At 69.1% G+C, this 21,563-nt stretch carries 17 protein-coding genes and 2 pseudogenes; 11 read left to right on the forward strand and 8 right to left on the reverse strand.

Features of this window, described 5'->3' with window-relative positions; genetic code table 11:
- Positions 1 to 144 precede the first annotated feature (144 nt).
- Positions 145 to 1,116, forward strand: a complete 972-nt coding sequence (gene rfbB / locus ACGFYQ_RS31440; protein ID WP_393749570.1) for a dTDP-glucose 4,6-dehydratase — start codon at positions 145 to 147, stop codon at positions 1,114 to 1,116.
- Positions 1,116 to 2,033, forward strand: coding sequence for a dTDP-4-dehydrorhamnose reductase (rfbD, locus tag ACGFYQ_RS31445; protein ID WP_393749571.1), 918 nt, complete (start codon positions 1,116 to 1,118; stop codon positions 2,031 to 2,033). The genes rfbB and rfbD overlap by 1 nt, the downstream gene beginning before the upstream one ends.
- A gap of 115 nt (positions 2,034 to 2,148) precedes the next feature.
- Here rfbD and ACGFYQ_RS31450 read toward each other — a convergent pair whose 3' ends face one another.
- Both ACGFYQ_RS31450 and ACGFYQ_RS31455 read right to left on the reverse strand, forming a co-directional pair.
- Positions 2,149 to 3,423, reverse strand: coding sequence for a glycosyltransferase (locus ACGFYQ_RS31450; protein ID WP_393749572.1), 1,275 nt, complete (start codon positions 3,421 to 3,423; stop codon positions 2,149 to 2,151).
- On the reverse strand, positions 3,420 to 4,043 hold the full coding sequence (locus ACGFYQ_RS31455) for a tetratricopeptide repeat protein (protein WP_393749573.1): 624 nt from the start codon (positions 4,041 to 4,043) through the stop codon (positions 3,420 to 3,422). Before ACGFYQ_RS31455 ends, ACGFYQ_RS31450 begins: the two co-directional genes overlap by 4 nt.
- Before the next feature lie 536 nt (positions 4,044 to 4,579).
- On the opposite strand from ACGFYQ_RS31455, the gene ACGFYQ_RS31460 reads away from it, so the two are divergent.
- Entirely contained in the window at positions 4,580 to 5,950 is a 1,371-nt protein-coding gene (locus ACGFYQ_RS31460) for an IS1380 family transposase (RefSeq protein ID WP_393749574.1), read from the forward strand.
- A gap of 205 nt (positions 5,951 to 6,155) precedes the next feature.
- Here ACGFYQ_RS31460 and ACGFYQ_RS31465 read toward each other — a convergent pair whose 3' ends face one another.
- Positions 6,156 to 6,710, reverse strand: a complete 555-nt coding sequence (locus ACGFYQ_RS31465; RefSeq protein ID WP_393749575.1) for a hypothetical protein — start codon at positions 6,708 to 6,710, stop codon at positions 6,156 to 6,158.
- A gap of 1,141 nt (positions 6,711 to 7,851) precedes the next feature.
- Here ACGFYQ_RS31465 and ACGFYQ_RS31470 point away from each other — a divergent pair.
- Complete coding sequence (locus tag ACGFYQ_RS31470; protein ID WP_393749576.1) at positions 7,852 to 9,231, forward strand: IS1380 family transposase; 1,380 nt, start codon at positions 7,852 to 7,854, stop codon at positions 9,229 to 9,231.
- A 242-nt stretch (positions 9,232 to 9,473) separates the two neighbouring features.
- Here ACGFYQ_RS31470 and ACGFYQ_RS31475 read toward each other — a convergent pair whose 3' ends face one another.
- On the reverse strand, positions 9,474 to 10,265 hold the full coding sequence (locus ACGFYQ_RS31475; RefSeq protein WP_393749577.1) for a carbon-nitrogen hydrolase family protein: 792 nt from the start codon (positions 10,263 to 10,265) through the stop codon (positions 9,474 to 9,476).
- Positions 10,265 to 10,711 carry a hypothetical protein gene (locus tag ACGFYQ_RS31480; protein ID WP_393749578.1) on the reverse strand — a complete coding sequence of 149 codons (447 nt, stop codon included), beginning with the start codon at positions 10,709 to 10,711 and terminating at the stop codon, positions 10,265 to 10,267. Before ACGFYQ_RS31480 ends, ACGFYQ_RS31475 begins: the two co-directional genes overlap by 1 nt.
- 243 nt (positions 10,712 to 10,954) lie before the next feature.
- Between ACGFYQ_RS31480 and ACGFYQ_RS31485 the strand changes: the two genes are divergently transcribed.
- Positions 10,955 to 11,122 carry a hypothetical protein gene (locus ACGFYQ_RS31485; protein ID WP_393749579.1) on the forward strand — a complete coding sequence of 56 codons (168 nt, stop codon included), beginning with the start codon at positions 10,955 to 10,957 and terminating at the stop codon, positions 11,120 to 11,122.
- 125 nt (positions 11,123 to 11,247) lie between these two features.
- Here ACGFYQ_RS31485 and ACGFYQ_RS31490 read toward each other — a convergent pair whose 3' ends face one another.
- Complete coding sequence (locus ACGFYQ_RS31490; protein ID WP_393749604.1) at positions 11,248 to 11,409, reverse strand: NPCBM/NEW2 domain-containing protein; 162 nt, start codon at positions 11,407 to 11,409, stop codon at positions 11,248 to 11,250.
- Position 11,410: 1 nt separating this feature from the next.
- A pseudogene (locus ACGFYQ_RS31495) lies at positions 11,411 to 11,701 on the reverse strand (alpha-galactosidase); the annotation flags it as partial.
- 727 nt (positions 11,702 to 12,428) lie between these two features.
- Between ACGFYQ_RS31495 and ACGFYQ_RS31500 the strand changes: the two are divergent.
- The 6 genes and pseudogenes from ACGFYQ_RS31500 to ACGFYQ_RS31525 all read left to right on the forward strand — a co-directional run bounded on the left by ACGFYQ_RS31500 (position 12,429) and on the right by ACGFYQ_RS31525 (position 20,388).
- Positions 12,429 to 13,508, forward strand: a complete 1,080-nt coding sequence (locus tag ACGFYQ_RS31500) for a bifunctional DNA primase/polymerase (RefSeq protein WP_393749580.1) — start codon at positions 12,429 to 12,431, stop codon at positions 13,506 to 13,508.
- Positions 13,505 to 15,073 carry a phage/plasmid primase, P4 family gene (locus ACGFYQ_RS31505; RefSeq protein WP_393749581.1) on the forward strand — a complete coding sequence of 523 codons (1,569 nt, stop codon included), beginning with the start codon at positions 13,505 to 13,507 and terminating at the stop codon, positions 15,071 to 15,073. The genes ACGFYQ_RS31500 and ACGFYQ_RS31505 overlap by 4 nt, the downstream gene beginning before the upstream one ends.
- 126 nt (positions 15,074 to 15,199) lie before the next feature.
- Positions 15,200 to 15,601, forward strand: coding sequence for a DUF6009 family protein (locus tag ACGFYQ_RS31510; protein WP_393749582.1), 402 nt, complete (start codon positions 15,200 to 15,202; stop codon positions 15,599 to 15,601).
- Positions 15,598 to 16,751 (forward strand): annotated as a pseudogene (locus ACGFYQ_RS31515) (carbamoyltransferase C-terminal domain-containing protein). Before ACGFYQ_RS31510 ends, ACGFYQ_RS31515 begins: the two are co-directional and overlap by 4 nt.
- A 597-nt stretch (positions 16,752 to 17,348) precedes the next feature.
- A complete protein-coding gene (locus tag ACGFYQ_RS31520) occupies positions 17,349 to 18,020 on the forward strand; it encodes a DUF4097 family beta strand repeat-containing protein (protein WP_393749583.1) in 672 nt (223 codons plus the stop codon).
- A gap of 91 nt (positions 18,021 to 18,111) precedes the next feature.
- On the forward strand, positions 18,112 to 20,388 hold the full coding sequence (locus tag ACGFYQ_RS31525; RefSeq protein WP_393749584.1) for a DPP IV N-terminal domain-containing protein: 2,277 nt from the start codon (positions 18,112 to 18,114) through the stop codon (positions 20,386 to 20,388).
- A 52-nt stretch (positions 20,389 to 20,440) separates the two neighbouring features.
- Here ACGFYQ_RS31525 and ACGFYQ_RS31530 read toward each other — a convergent pair whose 3' ends face one another.
- Complete coding sequence (locus ACGFYQ_RS31530; protein WP_393749585.1) at positions 20,441 to 21,523, reverse strand: DUF5937 family protein; 1,083 nt, start codon at positions 21,521 to 21,523, stop codon at positions 20,441 to 20,443.
- Positions 21,524 to 21,563: the final 40 nt, after the last annotated feature.

A 21,563-nucleotide genomic window follows, 5' to 3' on the forward strand; every position in this document is an offset into this window, starting at 1 on the left:
AGGCTTCGGCTTCGCGGGCACCGTCCGCATTCCGCCCGCGCCCGCGGCCTCACAGCATGCGCCGGCCCGACGCCCGCGATCCGGGTTTCGCAAGAGAAATAACCCCCGGTTCTGAACGCCGGGCAGCAACAGCTACGGAGAACCATGCGCATCCTTGTGACCGGCGGCGCCGGATTCATCGGTTCGGAGTACGTCCGTCGGCAGTTGAATTCGGACCCGACGGCGCGGATCACGGTGCTCGACAAACTCACCTACTCAGGGGTCGAGGCCAATCTGGCGCCGACGGCACAGCACCCGGGCTACTGCTTCTTCCGGGGTGATATCTGCGATCCCGACGTGGTCGACCAGGTCATGGCGGGCCAGGACGCGGTGGTGCATTTCGCGGCCGAGTCGCATGTGGACCGGTCGATCGAAGGGGCCGGCCCGTTCGTCCGCACCAATGTGGCCGGCACCCAGGTGCTGCTGGACGCGGCACACCGGCACGGCGTCGGCCGCTTCGTGCACGTCTCCACCGACGAGGTCTACGGCTCCATCAGCGAGGGCTCATGGACCGAGGAGTGGCCGCTGGCGCCGAACTCCCCGTACTCCGCGTCGAAGGCCGGCGCCGACCTGCTGGCGCTCGCCTACCACCGCACCCACGGCCTGGACGTCGTGGTCACCCGGTGCACCAACAACTACGGGCCGTACCAGTTCCCCGAGAAGGTCATCCCGCTCTTCATCACCAACCTGGTCGACGGGAAGTCGGTCCCCCTGTACGGAGACGGCCGCAACATCCGCGACTGGCTGCACGTCTCCGACCACTGCAGGGGCATCGAACTCGTCCTGCACGGCGGCAGGGCCGGGGAGATCTACAACATCGGCGGCGGGACCGAGGTGAGCAACCACAAGCTCACCGGCCTGCTGCTGGACGCGGTCGGCGCAGGCTGGGACCGGGTCGAGTACGTGGCCGACCGCAAGGGCCACGACCTGCGCTACTCGCTGGACGACAGCAAGATCCGTGAGCACCTCGGTTACGCCCCCCAGGTGAACTTCGCGGAAGGCCTGGCCGCCACGGTCGCCTGGTACCGCGAACACCGGTCCTGGTGGGAGCCGCTCAAGGCGAGGGCGGAGCTGTGATGGCCACGAGCTGGCTGGTGACCGGTGCGGGCGGGATGCTCGGCCAGGACGTGCTGGCAGAACTCGGTGCCGATCCGGACGCCGCGGTGACAGGACTGAGCCGTGACCAGCTCGACATCACCGAACCGACGGCCCTGCACGCGGCCGTCGCCGGTCACCACGTGGTCGTCAACTGCGCCGCCTGGACGGACGTCGACCGCGCCGAGCAGGCCGAGGCGGCGGCCACGGCCGTGAACGGCACGGGCGTCCGCCATCTCGCCCGCGCCTGCGCGGGCAGCGGCGCCCTCCTGCTGCACGTCTCCACCGACTACGTGTTCCCGGGTGACGCCCGGCAGCCGTATCCCGAGGACGCGCCGACCAGGCCCGTCAACGCGTACGGGCGAGGCAAGCTGGCAGGGGAGCGGGCAGTCGTCGAGCTGATGCCCGGCACCGGCTACATCGTGCGCACCGCCTGGCTCTACGGCTCGCACGGCCCCAACTTCGTGGCCACCATGCTCGAACTCGCCGCTCGTCGCAAGACGCTCGACGTGGTGGCCGACCAGCACGGCCAGCCGACCTGGTCCCGTGCCCTCGCCCGGCAGCTGGCCGCCCTCGGCCGTGCCGCACTGGCCGGGCGGGCACCGGCAGGCATCTACCACGGCACGGCGGCCGGCCACACTACGTGGTACGGCCTGGCGCGGGAGACCTTCCGTCTCAGCGGTCTCGATCCCGAGCGGATCCGCCCGGTCGGATCGGAGAAGTTCCCGCGCCCCGCTGCCCGACCGGCATTCGGTGTACTCGGTCACAGCAGCTGGCCGCGTACCGGCCTCGTGCCCCTCCCGCAATGGGAGGATCAGCTCGCCGCTGCCCTGGACACGCCTGCCTTCGCCGCTCTGGCCACTGCGGCACGAGGGAGTGACGGACGCCCGGTGACCTGAAGGAGAGCACGGCGACGACCGAGGCGACCGTCCTGAGCGCGTAACGCGCCCGGGGAACGCGTGAGGCGCCCGGCGGGACCTGACAGTCCCGCCGGGCGCCTCACGCGTCCAGGGCCTAGACCTGCAGCAGCCCGCCACACCGGGGGGCGTCCTCCTTCATCGCGATGAGGTTCGCCACGACGTAGGAGATGTTGTTCTTGGAGTGCCAGTCGGTCGGGTAGTAGGTGACCAGCCGTGACTTCTGGAACCGGGCCTCGATCTCGGGCACGAAGGCGCGGTACTGGTTGTCCGTGTAGTACCAGAAGGAGTTCTCGTTGTAGAAGGCGACGTGTGTCGGATCCTGGTACGCGCCGCGGCCGTCGGAGCTGGGGGTCATGGTGAGGAGCATGCCCCCGGGCGCCAGCAGCCGGTACAGCTCGTTGATGAGCGGCACCTTCGCGGGCACGTGCTCGAGGAAGTCCACCGCCCGGATCAGGCCGACGGAGTTGTCGGGCAGGTCCATCTTGTCGGGCAGGGTCGCGACGATGTCCACGCCCTCTCCCGGATACTGGTCGACGCCCAGGTAGCCGGGCGGCTTCCGGTGGGCCGCGCCGAGGTCCAGCGCGACCAGTCCGCGGCGCTGGGTCCAGGCGAGGGCGTTGGCCTCGATGTACTTGTCGTACAGGGCGACCGTCTCGCGCTGGATGTGTGCGTTGATCTCCGGGTCTTTCTGGGTGTTCGCGGAGTGGATCCGCTGGAGGTACAGGCAGCGGGGAATGTGGTGGAAGTCGCCGACATGGAAGAGACGGCACATCAGGTCCTGGTCGTCCAGGACCGTACGGGTGGCGTCGTACCCGCCGACCTTCTCGTACGCGTCCCTGCGGAACGACCGCACGTGGTTGGGCGCGTACCAGATGTAGGAGACGTTGTGCGGCGTCGGATCCATGGACTTGGTGTGCAGCAGCTTGCGGCCGTCGACGCGGACCTCCTCGTACTGCCAGCCGAACTTCTCGCTGTATCGGGACTCGTTCCGCTTCCCGTCCTCGGTGATCTGCGCGGTGTCGCTGTAGACGAAAACGACGTCGGGATGCGCGTCGAACGCCTTGCCGAGCTCCGCCAGGCACGCCTTTGCCAGGAGATCGTCGTGGTCGAGTTCCACGAGGATCTCGCCGCGCGCCAGTTCGCAGGCCCTGCGTTTGGCCGCTCCGACGCCGCGGACGTCGTCCGCGATCTCCACACGGACACGCTCGTCGGGCCGCTCCGGCCGCCACCGGGTGCCGTTGTTGAGCAGAACGATCCACTCCCAGTCCGAGCAGGTCTGCGCCTGCAAGGTCGCCAGGCACTCGTCGAGGAAACGCGGCCGGTGGCTGGGGGTGAAAACGGAGAACCTCGGTGTCGCAGTCGACGTCATTTGGTGCTACCTGCCTGGCTCTTGGTCGGTGATGGGCTTGCGGAATCCTTGAACGGCTCCGGTACGTGGGAATGCAGCGCGGGATCGACTGCCACGGCGCGGCGGAACGCGTCCCGCGCCTCGTCGTCGCGGCCCTTCTTCGCCAGCGCCTGCCCGAGTTGCAGATGGGCCGTGGAAGCCTTCGGGTTGACGGCGATCGCGCGTCTCAGGAGCTTGATGGCCCGGTCGGGCTCGCTCGACTTGAGCAGTACCGCCTCGTTGTAGAGGGCGGACGTGTACTTGGGATCGATCTTCAACGCCTTGTCGTAGGCGTCGCGGGCATCGGACGGTCTGCCGTCCTGCTGCGCGATGACACCCAGGTTGTACCAGGCGAGCTTGTTGCCCGGATCCAGCTCGAGCGCTCGCTTGAAGCTGGTTTCGGCCCCATGGAGATCCTGGTACTTCCCTTGCAGAATGCCGGTCTGCACGAGCACATGGGCCTTCGACAGGGTCCGGGGCGCCGACGCGGACTCGGAGTCCGCGTCCGGCTGGGAGAGACTCGCCCAGACGGCCGCTCCGGCGGCCACCGCGGCCACCGCGGCCGCTGCGCCGAGCCCTGCCCACAATCGCCTGCGTTTCACTTGGTCACATCTCAGGAGTTGGGATGGGATGGGACGGATCCGGCCGGTGGCGGGTGGCTGGCACGTGGGAGCCCCGGGGGCGGTGCCGGCAAGACCCGGGGTCCGAACCACCGTCATTTGCCGCCAAAGCTACGAGGTGACCGTTATGTCGTCACTCGTCGTCGGGGAGTTGGGCCGTACAGACCACCCGAACGTACGCATCGGCGGCGCAGTTCATCTGAAGTGACGGCGCGAACACTCTGATAAGCAGGACGGTTGCCGCGGTCCCTTGAGGACTGAGTTGTCTCCGCCGGTTGGAATCAGCTCAGTTGGGGCTCCACCCGGTGCCTTCCGCCATCCTGGGGCGGATTGCGTGCCTTCCGAAGCCCCGGGGCCATATCGCGAGGACGGCCCCGGGGCGATCGACTGCAACTAACCTCGGGCTTTCACGAGTGTGCTGCCCAAGACGTGATCACAAACGCGAGGAGTGCTCCTGACCTGCAACGATAGGGCTTGTTGAGGGTCCTGTCGGTTGCGAGGAAAGAAGCACTCCCCAGGTGAAGAAGCGTATCGGGTCCTATCCGCATGTCCGTGTCGAGGGCGGCGGCGACGGGGTGGTCAGCCAGGCGGGCGGTGTGCTGCTGGTTCAGACCGTCCGCAAGACGGGTCTGGACGGCGCGATATCGGCGGCGTTGGCGCCGTGGCGCAAGGACCGGGCGGTGCACGATCCGGGCAAGGTGCTGCTCGATGTGGCACTCGCGCTCGCTTTGGGCGGGGACTGCCTGGCCGATGTGGGCATGCTACGGGCGGCGCCGGCGGTGTTCGGGCCGGTGGCCTCCGACCCCACGGTCTCGCGGCTGATCGACGCTCTCGCCGCGGCCGGACCACGCGCCCTGCAGGCCATCCGCGGCGCCCGCCAGGAAGCGCGTGAGCGAGTATGGGAGTTGGCCGGTGCGGGGGCGCCGGATGCCGACGGTCAGGTCATTGTGGACATCGACGGGGTCTTGGTGCTCGCGCACTCCGACAAGCAGGACGCCGCCGCGACTTGGAAGAAGACCTTCGGCCACCATCCACTGATGGCGTTCGTCGACCACGGCCGGGGCGGATCCGGCGTGGCCGGCCTGCTGCGGCCCGGGAACGCCGGCAGCAACACCGCCGCCGACCACATCGAGGCCGCCCGGCTCGCCCTGGCCCAGTTGCCGAAACGCTACCGGCGCGGACGCCAGACCCTGATCCGCACCGACTCCGGCGGCGGCACCCATGAATTCGTGGCCTGGCTCGCCCGGCGTGGCCGCTGGCTGTCGTACTCGGTCGGGATGACCATCACCGACGCCATCCACCAAGCGGTGCTGACCATCCCGGCCTCGGCCTGGACGCCCGCCGTGGAGCCGGACGGCGAGATACGCGACGGCGCCTGGGTCGCTGAACTGGACGGCGACGTGCTGAAGGGCTGGCCGACCGGTATCCGGCTGATCGTCCGCGAGGAACGCCCGCACCCCGGAGCCCAGTTGCGGATCACCGACGCCGACGGTCTGCGGCTCACCGCGTTCGCCACCAACACCAACGAGATCCCCATCGCAGAGCTGGAGCTGCGCCACCGCCAGCGGGCCCGCGCCGAGGACCGCATCCGCGCCGCCCGCGCCACCGGCCTGCGCAACCTCCCGCTGCACCAGGCCGCGCAGAACCAGCTCTGGCTGGAGATCGTCCAGATCGCCCTGGACCTGTTGGCCTGGCTGCCGATGCTCGCGCTCACTGGGAAGGCCCGGCTCTGGGAGCCTCGCCGGACGCGGCTGAGGCTGTTCTCCGCCGCCGCCCAGCTGATCAACACCGGACGCCGCCGCTACCTACGGTTCACCCGCCACTGGCCATGGGCGCACGTCATCACCGCCGCCTTCGAACGGCTCGACACCCTCCCCAACCCCGGCTGACCAGCAGCGACCCCCACCCCGACGATCCAGATCAAACCTCGGAGTCGTGGAACCCGACGCCCACCCGACGCGACAGCCGGGCCCTCAACCTGCCCACACCCCGAAATGCCAGATCCCTGAAACCGAAGAGGGTCCGTCAGCAAACTGACGGACCCTCACGAAAGATCGAGGCTAGCGCCGGTCATCAGCCGCTATCGGGCCACGGTTATTCTTCCTGCGGTTCTTCGTGCTGTTCCTGCGGAGGGTTCGCAGGCTGTTGTTCGTGCTGTTCCTGCGGAGGGTTCGCAGGCTGTTCTTCTTCCTCTTCCTGCGGAGGGTTCGCAGGCCGTTCACCCGGTATCGGCGAGATTTCTTCTTGTGGTATCGGCGGGAACAGAGGGGGATCAGCAGGCTTTTTCTCTTTTATGTGAAGGTTGTATGCCACAATGAAGCCGTCGGCCCTTCCGTTTTCATATCGGGTTTTGCCGTAGGAGTAGGGAGAAAGGAGGCGAGGGTTACCGGCCCGCCCCTTCTTCCTGTCTTGTATGGCTGTGTCAAGGCCGAGGCTAGCGCCCACTTCGTACCCGCGGTCATAGGCCTCTTGGGAATTGGGGTCCGGTGGTGGCTTTGGTTGCCCGACGTGGTAATGGATGCTCGGCGCTGCCACCGCTGCCTGCGCCGGAGCCGGGGAGGCCGAGGCCTGCGTGGCGATGCCCGGTGAGAGCGCAAGGGAGGCGACGAGTCCTGGGCTGAGCAGCACCAAAGTTCGCTTGGCACGCACGACGATCTCCTTTCCCACGGACGTGCGTCCGTCGAAGGTGCGTCGGGCCAAGCTCGAGCGTTGCGGTGTCGCCGGCTGATTCCTCTGTGGACTGTGCGGTGAATCGAGTGCGGCACACCTACAAGCCAGCGACAACCTGCAACATCGCGTCGCGCACCGCCAAGCCGCTGCTCAGCACCACCAACTGCCCAGTTCCACAGTGTTGGGATAAATACCCTGATATCCAGCCTCGCGCATTGCGGCGTGCATATCAAGAGAGGCATCCATATCGAGAGAAGCGGTCCGAGCGGGGTCCGCTCGCGCGACCCTGACCTGCGCAAACGCGTGAGGCGCAAGGAGCCTCCGGAGCGAGCCCCGAGCGGCCACGCGGTCCTCAAGGCCTTCTGGTACTGAACCGCTTACGGGGCCGTGATCTTCGAGGCTCGCCCCCATGGTGGCTGCCTAAAGCCGTGGAGCCGACCGCCCCAGCCACAGCGGGTTTCCTTCCTCCGCCCGCAGTACGTACCGCGGCCAGCCGGGGCGGAGACAGGAGGCAGGCCGCGCCGCAGAGGCGGCGCGCGCCCGCGCCGTGCGCGGGCCTTGAGCGGCGGCGAGATGAGCTGAAGCTCGAATGCGGACGGTTCAACAAGGAACGGCAGCAGGCGGAGGCTCTGACCGCCGACATCGGGGAGGACTTCCGGTCCCTGCCCATCGAGCGCCCAGCAAGCATTGATCTTGCGCAGCCTGTCCGCCCTGCTGATCCATTCGGCCGGACGAGGGAGACGGAGGTTCGACCCAAGTCTCATCGAGCCCGTGTGGCGCTGACCTGGGACGATCGCCCATCGCCCACCACCCTCATAAGGTCAACGACGCCTGCTCTGCTGTGACCCATAGGTCCCGTGCCAAAGCGAGGTCGTCGAGGAGTGCTTGCCGTACCTCTTCCGGGTAGTCGACCTTGGGCCTGCGCGAAACGGGCTGCTCCTCTCGGCGATGCGTCCCCGTAGCCTAGGCCTGCTGTGTAGGCGAAGCGGCCGGCCTAGCCTCGCGCTTTCACGAGGCGGGTTGTCCGATGCTTGATCAAATAAGCGGAGAGTGCTCCTGACCTGCAACGATGGGACTTGTCTAGGGTCCTGTTGGCTGCACGGGAAGAAGCACTCTCCAGGTGAGCAAGCGTATCGGGTTGTACCCGCGTGTCCGCGTCGAGGGCGGTGGCAGCGGGACGGTCTCGCAGGCCGGGGCGGTGCTGCTGGTCGAGACGGTCCGCAAGTCCGGTCTAGACACGGCGATATCGACCGCATTGGCGCCGTGGCGCAAGCCGCGGGCGGTGCACGACCCGGGCAAAGTCCTGCTGGATGTCGCGCTCGCGACGGCTCTGGGTGGGGACTGCCTCGCCGATGCCGCCATGCTGCGGGCCGAGCCCGACGTGTTCGGCCCGGTGGCATCCGACCCGACGGTCTCCCGGCTCATCGACGTCCTTGCCGCAGCCGGTCCGAGGGCGCTCACCGCGATCCGGTCGGCGCGGGCAGAAGTACGGTCGCGGGTCTGGGGACTGGCCGGGGCGAACGGTCCGGCCGCCGACGGTCACGTGATCGTGGACATCGACGGCGTGCTGGTCCATGCGCACTCCGAGAAACAGGACGCCACCGCGACCTGGAAGAAGACCTTCGGCCATCATCCGCTCGTCGCGTTCGTCGACCACAGCCAGGCCGGTTCCGGAGAGCCGGTGGCTGCGCTGCTGCGGCCCGGCAACGCAGGCTCCAACACCGCGAGCGATCACATCACCACCACTCAACTCGCCCTGGCCCAACTCCCCAAACACCTGCGGCGGGGTCGACAGACACTGATCCGCACCGACTCCGCCGGCGGCACTCATGCCTTCCTCGACTGGCTCTCCCGCCGGGGCCGGTGGCTGTCGTATTCCGTCGGAATGACCATCACCGACGCCATTCACCAGGCCGTCCTGAAGATCCCGAAGCGGGCGTGGACACCGGCCTACGACGCCGGCGGCACCGAGCGGCCCGGCGCCTGGGTCGCGGAGATCACCGACATGCCCGGCCTGAGCGCGTGGCCCAAGGGCATGCGGCTGATCGTCCGTAAGGAACGGCCGCACCCCGGCGCCCAGTTGCGCTTCACCGACCTCGACGGACTGCGGCTGACCTGCTTCGCGACCAACACCCAAGGCGGCCAGCTCGCCGACCTCGAACTGCGTCACCGCCGACGGGCCCGCTGCGAGGACCGCATCCGAAACGGCCTCGACACCGGTCTGCGCAACCTGCCCCTGCACGACACCGCGCAGAACCAGATCTGGCTGGAGATCGTCCAGATCGCACTCGACCTCCTCGCTTGGATGCCGATGCTCGCCCTGACTGCAGAAACCCGCCGCTGGGAACCCAAACGGCTTCGCCTGCGGCTGTTCTCTGCCGCCGCCCAGCTGGTCACCACCGGCCGCCGCCGCTGGCTCCGCTTCACCGCCCGATGGCCCTGGACGGATGTGATCACCCGCGCGATCCAGCGACTCGCAGCCCTGCCGAACCCCGGCTGACCAGCAACTCCGACCGTCCCGACGAGCCACAGCAACATCCCGGAGCCGTGGAACCCCGGCGCCCACCCGACGCGACAGCCGGGCCGCCAACCTGCCCCAGCCCACGAAATTCCGCACCTCGCAAGCACAGAGTCCCCGTCAGCGAACCGACGAGGACTCATGAACGATCGAGGCTAATGGTGGAGTGGGGTATTGGAACTCTCGGAATGCCTGGCCGTAGGGGCCCTCCAGTCGTCCCATTGCTATACGTTTGTTCGATCTTGATAGCTCGTCTTGAGTAGGTCCCGTCGGCGCTGGCCGAGGTACCAATTGGCGGACTCGTCAAGGTCGATCGTGGTTCTGATTACGGTGGACTCGCCAGAGTTCGCCTCGGCGAGGACCTCTCCTCTCGGTGAGATGACCATGCTGGGGCAGTGCTGGTGAGGATCTGCCACGTTGGCTGCCAGGACGAACCGTTGGTTCTCCGCTGCGCGGCTGATGAGGTGGCTCCGCCAGACCCCTGCGGGCTCGGAAGGGTTGGCTGCATGGGTGAGGTAGATGAAAGCCCGTGCTCCGCGGTCGGCTAGATGCTGCCATTGCTCGGGGAAACGGATCTCCCGGCAAATCTGGACGCCGAGCGTGATGGGTCCGCTCGCCAGGTGGATCGTGAGCGGCGAGAACTCAGAGCCTGCATCGAGTTGGCCTCGCTCGTTCATCGCCAGGTTAATCTTCCGGTAGGTCCAGCGGGTGCCGTCCGGAGAGAAGTAGAGGGCGGCATTGCTCCAAGCGCCACGTTCGAATAGCAAAGTGCCGCAGAACAGGTGGATGGCTCTGCGCTGAGCTAGCTCTGCGAGGCGGTCCATGGCATGCGCGAGGGCCGAGGGCGGTAGGCGTTCGAGGGCTGAGAGGTCGGCGCCGTAGCCGGACAGCGCACCTTCGGGGAGTACGACGATCTCGTCTGGCTGAACGTCTGCCAGGAGCGAGGTGATGGCCGCGAGATTTCGCTCGATGTCCCAGGTGATGGGAAATTGCGCGATTGCTATGGAGGCTTTCATCAGTCCTTCTTTCGGCGGCTGATCTCGTCTGCGTAAGCGGCCCAGTCGCCGCCGGATGCTTTCTGCCACTGGACCGCGACTTGGATGTGGACTCCGAGCATCCGGGCGAGGAGGGCGGCGGGGAGTTCGGCGGCGAAGGTGAACAGGGCAGTAGATCGGTCCTGTTGGGGCCGAACGCCGATCTTGTGCAGCCTCAGACCGACCTGGCTGTCGCTGAGCGGACGGCCGGGCTGGCCTCCGGGGAAGAGCCAGGGGGTGTCGTCCGGCGTGCCGATCTTGGCCTTGCCGCGTCGGGGTGCGACGAGCTCGCGGACCTGAGTGCCCAGCGGCATCGGAAGGACGACGGGCGAGGTTCCGAAGGTGATCGCGACGGTCTCGCCGGTGATGTCGATTTCATCGATGGTGAGTTGGCTGATGGTGGCGATCTTCTGTGCGTAGAGGATCAACAGCAGTCCAGCGACTCGGTCCGCGGTGGGCAGCTCATTGTCGTTGAGGAGGCGGCGGGCGTCGGCCCAGCGTTTTTCGCTGTCGATCGTGCCCTGTGGGCCGGTCCAGCGGATGGCGCCGCAGGTGAGGTCGTGGGCATGGCGGTGCTGTACGGACCAGGGAAGTGGCCGGTCTCGTCGCGGTAGCGGAAGGCGGGATTGGTCATCCAGCGTTCGAGGTCGGCTTGTGTGCAGGTGCCCAGGGTGAGACCTTTGCCGGCGAGCCAGGTCGAGGACTGGTTCTGGAACATCGACACCGGGAAGTACTACGAAGGCCCGCAGCTGCCGGGGCCCACCTCGCATCCGGCCTCCCAGCCGACCCCGGGCCCCCGGGACAAGGTCCCCGCGGACTGGCCGGAGCAGCTGCACTGACGCATCAGACGGGTGGCGGGACCGGCAGGTGCGGGTCCGTGATCCCGCCGGGACAGGCGAGGCGCGCCGACGTGGGCGGCCACTGCCGGGGGCCGCACGAAGCGTGCGGCCCCCGGCACCGGTGCTCAGGCGCAGGTGAGCCGGGGTGCGGCCCAGTCCGCGTGGTCGTGGTCGATGCCGTCGCCGCCGTCCGTGACGACCAGTTTCAGCTCCAGCCCGCCGGTCAGGTCCGCGGTGAGCGACTTCGCCGCGTCCGCGCCGGTGACACGGCCGCTGTCGGCGACCAGGGATCATGCTGGACCAGGAGTCGCTGATGTCCCCTGTGGTGCGCCAGGAGTTGCCGACGTCCTGCGCCCACTTCCAGGGCCGGCTCTCGCCCCACTCGCAGATGCTGAAGAGGATCGGCCGGCCCGTGGCCTTCAGAGCGTTCGCCATCGCCGTATAGCGCTGCCGCGCATCCACGCCGTTGTTGTTGCAGTTGTCGTACTTCAGGTAGTCCACGCCCCAGGACGCGAACAGATCGGCATCCCGCTGTTCATGCCCGAGGCCACCGGGAAAGCCCTGCACGTCGCAGGTCCTGAAAGCTACCGGCGGGTTACTTGCTCCCTAGTGTCCGAGCTAGGACTACGGGGCCTACCAGGGCCTCCGGAGGACTCTCTCGAAAGTGTCTCTCCCTTGCCACCCCCTCGCCACCGCATGCCCGGTCAGGCGCTGCCCGTGGTGCGGCTCGGTCCCTCGTCTGTTTCGGTCCCTCGCTTCGTCCGTACTGAACCCGCAGGTCAGGGGGTTGCCGACGTAATCGCGGAGGGACCGAAGGGACTGAAGGGACTGAAAAGCCCAGTTCCCCCTACATGTGTGCGTGTGCGTGCGTATGTGCCCGCGCGAAGAAGGCTCCTTGACTCTGGAGCGCTCATAACTGGCACTTTTGAGTCCCTTCAGTCCCTCAATGGGGGCAAAAATCCCTGTGACCTGGGATTTTGTCGGAGGGACTGAACGAGGGACCGAAGAGGGACGGTCCCTCGTCAGGACTACGACGAGCACGGGGCCCCCCGACACGCCCGGGCCGCGGAAGAGCCGCGGTCGGGCGCCGAGTTTCCGACCCCTTGGCGGCGCAGGTCCCCAAGGGACTGAAGGGACTGAAGAACTGATGCGACAACAGCGAAAGCCGCACCCCGTGGGGTAGGCTCTGGCTCTCATTCGGAAACTCAGTCCCTTCAGTCCCTCTCGGGAGGGTCCTGGTCCTCTGAACAGGGCTTTTGCCGAGGGACTGAATCAACTCCCGGGCCCCTCGACAAGGACGATCCGCGTGCCGCGCCATGGTGAGAGCAGAAAAGCAGCGCCGGCGGAGAGCGTCAGTCCCCTCGATGTCGCTCTCTGGTGTGCAGCCCGGGGCTGGCCCGTGCACCCGCTGGCTCCGGGACGCAAGACACCCGCGGCCAACTGCGACACCTGCCCGCCCGCGGCGCACCCTCCACAGGGCTGCCCTTGCCTGGCCGACGGCGCGTGGTGCCACGGCTTCCACGCCGCGACCACCGAGCACGCCCGGCTGAGCGCCTGGTGGGGTACGCAGCCGGCTTTCGGCGTAGGAGTTTCCTGCGGTCCCGCAGGACTCGTCGTCCTCGACGTCGACGCACACAGTGCCCAAGTCCCCGACCGAACGCGGCTCCTGCCGGGCATCGAGATCCACGAACAGGTCAACCTGGAAGGTCTGGCCTCCGGTTTCGACACCCTGGCCCTGCTCGCGGCTTTCCGGAAGCAGGAGAACCCGGCCGAGGACGGGACGACCCTGCGCGTCAGGACCCCTTCGGGCGGGCTCCACATCTGGTACCAGGCCCCGCCGTCCGGAATCCGCTACCGGTCTTCGACGGGGTCGAGCCCCAAGGTGGCGCTCGCCTGGCAGGTCGACGTACGGGCCACCGGCGGCTACATCGTCGCCCCGGCCACCCGGACGACCGCGGGCACGTACGTCCCCGTCGGATCGGTCCGACTGCCGGCCCCCCTGCCGGAGTGGCTCGCGGCAGAGCTGCGACGAACAGGGCACGCGGTTGCGGACAAGCCCGCCCGCCCCCCGGTACCCGCACCACGGCGCGTGTCGAAGCCGGACGGCACAGCGGCTCACCGCCTGCTGGAACCACTGCTGTCCGAGGTGGAGGGCTGCGGCGCTGTCGCACACGGAGCGAGCTTCACGGAGAAGCTGAACCGGGCCGCGTACACCGCCGGCGGCCTGGTCTCCGCGGGCCACCTCACCGACGCACAGGCCCGCGAGCTCCTGACGGCGGCCGCCGACGCCGCACGCCCCCACCAGAGCCACCGCAGCCTCGCCGTCATCACCTCTGCCCTGTCCGCCGGACTCAGCCGGCCGCTTCACCTCAAAGGACGCACATGAGCAGCGCCGACGGCCCGCGTTTTGACGCCACAGCCGCCGCCCAGCAGATGCTCGACCTCCAGGACCCGCAGGGGGCGGCGAACCTGCCCGCCCAGAAGCAGAGCACCGCCACGGTGCAGGAGCAGACCCGGTCGGCCGGCCGGCTCCCCGGCCTGCTCTCCGACCGCGGCAACGCCAAGCTCTTCGCGGTGATGTACGGGGACCAGTTCCGCCACGTCGAGGGCCTGGGCTGGTACCACTGGAACCAGTACCGCTGGAAGCGCACCGGAGGTGAGAAGTCCGCGGTGTGGGCGGCCGGCGACATGGCCGAGCAGATGCCTCCCACCGACCCCACCGGACTGTTCAGCGACCGGGACCTGGCCGCGCACCGGCGGAGGTCGATGTCGACGCCCGGGATCAAGGCCATGCTGACCCAGGCGAAGGCCTCGCCCGCGCTCGCTCTCGACCCGGACGTCCTGGACGGCGATCCGTACGCCCTGTGCACCCCCGCGGGGGTCGTGGACCTGCACACCGGCGTCCTGCGCAAACCGGACCCCGAACGCGACATGCACTCGCGCGCCACGAGCGTCGCGCCGGAAGCCATGCCGACCCCTCGTTGGCACCGCTTCCTGCACGACACGTTCGGGGACGACGCCAGAGGCCTGGAGACCATCCAGTTCCTCCACCTGCTCCTGGGCTACTCCGTCACCGGAGACGTCGGTGCGCAGGTCCTGCCGTTCCTCTACGGCACCGGCGCGAACGGCAAGTCGGTCCTCCTGGACGTCATGACGCAGATCCTGGGCGACTACGCGCAGGCCGCCCCGCCCGGATTCCTGATGGAGAAGGGCAAGTTCTCCGAGCACTCCACGGAACTCACCGAGCTCCATGGCCGGCGCATCGTGGTCTGCAGCGAACTCAAGCCCAACGACAAGTTCGACGAGTCCCGCGTGAAGCTGCTGACCGGTGGCGACCGCATCATGGCCCGCAGGATGAGGCAGGACTTCTTCAGCTTCAACCCCACCCACAAGCTGTGGCTGCTGGGCAACCACCGTCCCGAGGTGGCGTCCGGCGGGCACGCCTTCTGGCGCCGTATCCGCCTCATTCCCTTCGAACGGGTCGTTCCCGCAGCACGCAAGATCGACAATCTGGCCAAGGAGCTCGTCCAGAGCGAAGGCCCCGGCATCCTGCACTGGCTCATCGAGGGAGCCCAGCACTACCTCGCCACCCGCGACCCGCTGGCAGGCCCCGCCTCCGTACGCACGGCGACCCAGGCGTACGCGACGACCGAGGACCACATCGGGCGCTTCCTCACGGAATGCTGCGCCACCGACGCCACGACCAGTCGCGGCGGCGAGCGAGGCCCGGGCGACCTCAAGGTCGAACAGGGCCTGCTCTACGCCGCCTACAGCAGCTGGTGCAGCGCCGGGGAGGGGATCCGCCCCGCGACCGCGCGCGCCTTCGCCACCCGGGTGCGGCAAGAACTCTCCCTCGCCTCACCAGCCGACATGATGAAGTCGAGCGGCAAGAAGTACTACCCCGGCCTCGCCCTCCTGGCCGAAGACGAATCCGAGCCCGGACATGTCTAGTCCACACGCCCTACGCGCCGGCAGCGCACTTCCCTACGATGGACCCGGTATCCCCGCACGGGTCCCTTCCCGTCCCACCCACCCCGGCCCCCACCCGGCCGTCGACAACGAAAAGGGGCTGCGGCCATGAGCTCGCTGCTGAACGAGAGCGACCTCCTCCACGAGAGCACCGTGGTGTGGCTGGAGAACCCCGACGACCTCGACTACGTCCGCCAAGCGCTCGACAAGACCGCCCGGCGCCGCGGCAAGCCCCGCTACGCCCGGGACGGGCGCATGGTCGGATACAGCGAACTCGACGAACACGCCGAAGCCGACCCCGACAGCGGCCTCCAGCTCCGCCGCGTCTTCTTCCTGCTCCCGCACGACAGGGACACCGAACCCGACGGGCTCTACCAGGAAGGCGCCCCCGGCGAGGCGGTCGACCCCCGCACGATCGAGCCGCGCCGGGTAGGAGAGAAGACCCCCCGCTCCCAGGGCGGCCCTGACGCGGCGATAGCCGCCACCGGAGCCAGGACCGCACAGGCCTGACCCTTTCCCGAGCCCGCGACCTCGCCGCCTACGGGGACCCGCCCCCTTCCGCGAGCTCTTCGCCGACCTCGTCACCTTCGACGACACCACCGGCTCGATCCACGTCAACTGGCCCCAGGGCGCCCTGCGCAACCCGGAACTCGGCTACCCCAGGGCCATGGAGTACCTCGCGGGCCTCGCCTTCCCGCCGACCCCCCAGCAGGGACGGCACCGTCGTCCCCGCCCACGCCGACTTCGCGGCCGCCCTCCAGGCCCGCCTCACCGAGATGCTCGTCGCACTCGTCACGCATTGGCTGGCGCGCACGGGCGAGACGAACCTCTGCCTGGCCGGCGGCACCTTCCTCAACTGCAAGGCCAACCAGTGGATATGTGACATCCCGGCCGTGGAGCGCGCCTTCATCCAGCCCGCCTCGGGGGACGACGGCACCTCGCTCGGCAGCGCCCTGTACGTCACCCAGCAGCTCGGCACCCCCTACGCCGCGGACCCGGCCGGCTTCCAGCCCTACACCGGCCCCTCGTACACGGCCGACGAGGTCCGCCGCGTACTGGAGCAGCGCGCCGAGGCCGGCGACGTCGAGTGGACGTACGCCGGACTCACCGACGCCTACTACGCCTCCGCCGCCCAGGACCTCGCCCAGGACCGCATCATCTCCTGGTTCCACGGGCGCATGGAGTTCGGTCCCCGCGCCCTCGGCAACCGGTCCATCCTGGGTCTGCCCAAGGGCGACCGCATCAAGGAGCGCATCAACAGCCTGGTGAAGTTCCGCGAGCCCTTCCGCCCTTCGCACCTGCCGTACTCGACGAGGACCTCGACCGGCTCTTCAAGACCCCCGCCCTCGCCCCCACCCGCTACATGCTCTGCACCGCCCAGGTCCACGAGGGCCAGCGCGCGGCCGTGTCCGGAATCGTCCACGCCGACGGCTCCGCCCGCATCCAGGAGGTGCGGCGCGAGTACAACGCCCCCTTCTGGTCGCTCCTCAAGGCGGTCAAGGAGGAGACCGGCACCGGCTGCGTCGTCAACACCTCCTTCAACGTCAAGGGCCAGCCCCTGATCATGGACCCCCGCACCGCGGTGGAGACCTTCCTGCGCACCTCTCTGGACCGCCTTTACATCGAGGGCTTCATCGTCCAGAAGGCCGCGACGTCCTGACGGCACCCGCGCTGACCGTTTCCGCCCCCACGGGACGGAAACGGTCAGTGCCGTTTCCGTCCTGCCCTCATCCCCTCCGAGCCGCCACGCACCGGGGAAAACTCATAACCAACACCGGGGACGCCCGAGAGACAACCGAACGGAACGTAACAACAGCCGCCGCATGCACGGCAGTTGGAACCCACCGCTCACCCGATCTTCGAGGAGACCCCATGTCCAAGCTGACCGCCGCCACCAGGACCACGCTGCTCATCGCCACCGCCGTCCTGACCCCGCTCCTCCTGGCCCAGACCGCCTCGGCCGACGAACAGCCCACGCCCCCGCCCCCACCACGACCACGGCTGCCACCACCACGACGCCGGCCCCGGGCACCGACTCGATGGTCTGGGACTGACCGGTATGCGCCCGGTGTGAGCCTTCACTCGCAATCCATTGCAACGAAGGCGGCCGTCGTTGCATTAATCTCAAGGACCATTGCAACGATTTCCTGGCTCTGACCTGCATTGATAACAATAATGCGCAACGAACTTGTTGAAGACTTTTTAAATGCAACGTAGCTTTTCCCTCGTCAGAAACAACGAGCCGAAGGAAAGCACGATGCAGAAGTTCAACACCCCCGCCCCGATCGCCGCCGTCCTCGACATCCCCGCGGGACGCATCCGGTTCATCGCCGCCGACCGCGCCGACACCACCGTCGAGGTCCTGCCCGCGGACGCCTCGAAGAGCCGCGACGTGAAGGCGGCGGAACAGACCGCGGTCGCGTACCGCGACGGCGTCCTGCGGATCGAAGCCTCGCCGGCGAAGAACCAGCTCCTCGGCTCCTCCGGGTCGGTCGAGGTGACCATCCAGCTGCCCGCCGGCTCCCGCATCGAGGCGAAGGCGGCGAGCGCCGAGTTCCGCGGCATCGGACGGCTCGGCGACGTCGCCCTCGAGACCGCGCACGGCACGGTCAAGCTCGACGAGGCCGAAAGCGCCCGCCTCACCCTCCTCGCCGGCGACATCTCGGTCGGCCGCCTGGGCGGCCCCGCGCAGATCAGCACCCAGAAGGGCGACCTCCACATCACCGAAGCCGTGACCGGCACCGTCGAACTGCGCACCGAGCACGGCGACATCTCGGTCGGCGCCGCCCGCGGAGCCTCCGCCTCCCTCGACGCCGGCACCACCTACGGCCGGATCCACAACGCGCTCGACAACACCGACGGCGCCGCCGCCGGCCTGAACATCCACGCGACCACCGCCTACGGCGACATCACCGCTCGCAGCCTCTGACCAGCCCTCCCACGCCCTCATCACCCCGGCCGTGATGGCGCCACCGCGGCGTCACCATGCCCACAACCGACACCGAGGAAGAACAAGAGGAATGAGCACCACTCAGGACTACCAGGCCGCGGAGCAACTCCTCCGCCGCCCCGCCCGCCCCGGCGAGCTCGTCATCGGCGACAAGGTCAGGCCGCAGTGGATCGACGCAGGCGCCCGTTTCTGGTACACGGTGAGCAATGGCGTCGGCAGGCGGTTCGTGCTGGTCGACCCGGCGGCGGGCACCCGCGAGCCGGTCTTCGACCACACTCTGCTCGCCGCCGCGCTGGCCGCGGCCTCCGGGCAGCAGGTCGACCCCGATGCCTTGCCGTTCATGGCCATGGAGCTGGCCGGGAACGCCGTGGAGTTCGCCGCGTTCGGCGAGTACTGGCGCTGCCGCCTGGACAGCTACGCCTGCGAGCGGGCCGAGTTCACGCCGCCGGGCAACCCGCTGGAGGTGCTCTCACCCGACAAGAAGTTCGCGGTGTCCCGGCGGGGGCACGACCTGTGGGCGCGCTCGCTGTCCGACGGCCGCGAGTGGGCGCTGACCACCGACGGCGAGCCCGACCACCAGTACGGCTCCGGCCCGGACTCCACGAGCAACGGCACCCTGCTGCGCAAGATCGGCCTGCCGCACCTGCCGCCCGCGGTGGCCTGGTCGCCCGACTCGACGAAGGTGCTGGCGCACCGGACCGATGAGCGCGACGTCCGCCGGACCCACCTCGTGCAGGCCCGGCCCGCCGACGGCGGCGCGCCCCTCCTGCACACCCAGCGGTACGCCTACGCCGGGGACGAGAACATGCCGCGGGCCGAGCTGGTCGTACTGGACGTCGCCGAGGGCACGGTGGTCCGCGCGCAGGCCGAGCCGCTGCTCATGCCGCAGTTGTCGCCGATCACCACCAAGTGGGCGTGGTGGGCTCCGGACGGCTCGGCGGTGTACTACCTCGACCGGCCCCGCGACCTGCGCACGCTCACCCTGCACCGGCTGGACCCGGCCACCGGCGAGGTCACCACGGTGCTCAGCGAGACCGGCGCCACCCGTGTGGAGCCCAACCAGTGGATGTACGAGCCGCCGATCGTGCGGGTGCTGGCCGACGAAGTGCTGTGGTACTCGCAGCGGGACGGCTGGGGCCACCTGTACCGGTACGACCTGCGCACCGGCGCGCTGCTCGGGCAGGTCACCTCCGGACCGTGGGCGGTGCGGCAGATCCTGCGCGTCGACGAGGCCGGGCGGGTGGTGTACTTCACCGCCTCCGGCCTGGTCGAAGAGGACCCGTACCGGCGCACGGTGTGCCGGGTGGGCCTGGACGGCTCCGGCTTCGCCCAGGTCACCGACGACGACCTGGACCACGTCGTCACCCTCCCCGACCACCAGCAGTACTTCATCGACTCCGCGTCCACGGTCGGCACCCCTCCCGTAACGACGGTCCGCGACTGGACCGGGGAGACGGTGGTGGACCTGGAACGCGCGGACATCGGCAAGCTCACCGCCACCGGCTGGACGCCGCCGGAACGCTTCCGCGTCAAGGCGGCAGACGGGGTGACGGACATCTACGGGGTGCTGTACCGGCCGCGGGGGTTCGACCCCGCCGAGCGCTACCCGGTGGTGGACAACGTCTACCCCGGCCCGCAGGTCAACCGGGTCGCCCCGTGCTTCGACCCCGGCGGGATGGGCCTCGACGCGGAACCCCTCGCGGCGCTGGGCTTCGTGGTGGTCGCGCTGGACGGGCGAGGCACCCCAGGGCGGAGCAAGTCCTTCCACGACGCCTCCTACGGCCACTTGGCCGACGCGGGCTGCCTGGCCGACCACGTCGCGGCGCTGCGGCAGCTGGCCCGGACCCGGCCGTGGATGGACCTGGACCGGGTGGGCGCGTTCGGCCACTCCGGAGGCGGGTTCGCCGCGGCGCGGGCGATGCTGGACTTCCCCGAGGTGTACAAGGCCGGAGTCGCCCTCTCCGGCTCGCACGACGCCCGCTACTTCAACCTGGGCTTCGTGGAGACGTACGACGGCGCGAACAACCCCGAGGCCTGGGCCCGTGCCTCCAACGTGGACCTCGCACACCAGTTGGCGGGCAAACTCCTCCTCATCCACGGCGAAATGGACGACCAGGTCCACCCGGACCACACGCTGCGGCTGGCCGACCGGCTCCTCGCCGCCGACAAGGACTTCGAGCTGCTCATCGTGCCCGGGGCCGAGCACACCTTCATCGACTGCCTGGCCTACGTCCGGGGGCGCGGCTGGGACTTCCTGGTGCGCGAGCTGATGGGCACGCAGCCACCCGCCTACCGCCCCGCCCCCATCGCCATCGGCCCCGAGCTGCTCGCCGAGCTGTTCGCCTGAGCGCGACATCACGGTGCTCGACGGCATCAGCCCGCCGGCGGACCGAAGCCGCTCAGCGCAGTACGGCCGCCAGCAGGTCGGCGCCCAGCGCCGTCAGATCGGGCAGATTGAGGGTGTGACGGACGTAGCGACCGTGCCGCCGGGCCGTGAGCAGGCCCGCGCGGCGCAGGACGGCGAGGTGGCGGGAAACCTCCGGGGGCGAGAGTTCCCAGGCGTGGGCCAGCTCACCGGTGGTGTGCGGGCCGCGGGCCAGGGTGCGCAGCAGCCGCAGCCGTACCGGATGTGCGAGTGCCTCCAGCCGTAGGGTGACCGCTTCCAGCGATACCGGCTCTGATGGACTCGGCTCGGCCACGGGGTACTGCACCACCGGCTGCCACCCCGGCGCGTGGACCACCGCCAGGTGCGGACTGCCGAAGACACTGGGGATGAAGGTGACCCCGGTGCCGTGGGCGGCGGTCGCCTTGTCCAGCAGCTTGTCCACGATGATGCAGTCGCCGTCCGGTGCCAGGCCGACTGCGCCGGAGACCGATGCGAGTGCCGCCCCGATGCCCTGGCGCTTCAGCAGGTCGTTCTTCAGGCGCAGGTCGGTGGCGAGCCGCACGGCGGCGCCCGCCCAGGCGGCGTCGAAGAAGGCCTCGGCGCACTGTTCGAGGGTGTGGCGCACCCGCGCCCGCACAGCGGCCGGGTCCGCCAGCAGCCGTTCCGCGAAGGCCTCCTGCCGCGCGCCGCGGGCCTGGGCCAGGTCCAGGGCCCGCTCGCGCGCGGTCGCGTCGGTGAGCGGCGACGGCGCTGCCAAGTGGACCCGGTTGCCGCACGTGGCGACGAGCGCGGCGGTCACGTACGTTTCGTCGTCGATCCGGTCCACGTCGTCCAACTCCTCGGCAAGGGTCGGCCGGGGTCGGGCGGGGATCAGGAAGTCGGCTTGTGAGGAACGCCAGAGGAACTCCGCCTCCCTGAGCCGCTCGGCCAGCCCCGGCCGCAGCCCGGCCCAGACGTCCCCGGCCCACCCGGCGAGCGGCGGATGATGCCCGGGTTCGGCCAGCACGTGCAGCATCGCGGTCAGCTCGGCCAGCGGGGAGGCGGCGAACCGCAGTCGCTCGGCCGGCAGGCCGCTGATGTCGATCCTCAACGTCACCCCCTCAGCATCCCCGACCGGACGGCGGGCGACGGCATCG

Source organism: Streptomyces sp. NPDC048258 (assembly GCF_043201995.1).
Taxonomy (GTDB): Bacteria; Actinomycetota; Actinomycetes; order Streptomycetales; family Streptomycetaceae; genus Streptomyces.

What these genes read in the sequence shown, in the direction of transcription:
- rfbB (WP_393749570.1), top strand. Translation starts at nt 145, where the DNA reads ATGCGCATCCTTGTGACCGGCGGCGCCGGATTCATCGGTTCGGAGTAC.
- rfbD (WP_393749571.1), top strand. Translation starts at nt 1,116, where the DNA reads ATGGCCACGAGCTGGCTGGTGACCGGTGCGGGCGGGATGCTCGGCCAG.
- ACGFYQ_RS31450 (WP_393749572.1), bottom strand. Translation starts at nt 3,423, where the DNA reads ATGACGTCGACTGCGACACCGAGGTTCTCCGTTTTCACCCCCAGCCAC.
- ACGFYQ_RS31475 (WP_393749577.1), bottom strand. Translation starts at nt 10,265, where the DNA reads ATGAAAGCCTCCATAGCAATCGCGCAATTTCCCATCACCTGGGACATC.
- ACGFYQ_RS31505 (WP_393749581.1), top strand. Translation starts at nt 13,505, where the DNA reads ATGAGCAGCGCCGACGGCCCGCGTTTTGACGCCACAGCCGCCGCCCAG.
- ACGFYQ_RS31510 (WP_393749582.1), top strand. Translation starts at nt 15,200, where the DNA reads ATGAGCTCGCTGCTGAACGAGAGCGACCTCCTCCACGAGAGCACCGTG.
- ACGFYQ_RS31520 (WP_393749583.1), top strand. Translation starts at nt 17,349, where the DNA reads ATGCAGAAGTTCAACACCCCCGCCCCGATCGCCGCCGTCCTCGACATC.
- ACGFYQ_RS31525 (WP_393749584.1), top strand. Translation starts at nt 18,112, where the DNA reads ATGAGCACCACTCAGGACTACCAGGCCGCGGAGCAACTCCTCCGCCGC.